Origin of the sequence: Paraburkholderia sp. SIMBA_053 (genome assembly GCF_046534895.1) — a bacterium.
Classification (GTDB): Bacteria; Pseudomonadota; Gammaproteobacteria; order Burkholderiales; family Burkholderiaceae; genus Paraburkholderia; species Paraburkholderia caledonica.
In genome coordinates, this window is record NZ_JAWRXU010000951.1 from 1 (window position 1) to 262 (window position 262).

The 262-nt window shown below is 51.5% G+C and carries 1 protein-coding gene; it reads left to right on the forward strand.

What is annotated here, in order from left to right:
- Positions 1-26: 26 nt before the first annotated feature.
- Positions 27-262: hypothetical protein (locus tag SB753_RS38415; protein WP_410805336.1), on the forward strand; the 236-nt coding region annotated here is incomplete at its 3' end.

Consider the following 262-nt stretch of genomic DNA (forward strand, 5'->3'; position numbering starts at 1 on the left):
CTACAACGACCCCTGGCGGTGACGCAGTGAAGTTCTACTGCTCGGTGCGCATTCGTCTCGGCAAGACGATGATTAAAAAGTCGGCCAGTGATAGCACCAAAATTGGACAGCAGATTGGTGCCGAGTGCATCAAGAACAAGGTCTCGGTGCCGTTCCGCAAGTGCAAGTGGAATTTCATGTTTAACGAAGATGGCACTGGCAGTTTCGACATCGAAGGGTCGCTGGTCGAATATCTCTGTGAGCATGAAATTGTCGAGCCAGG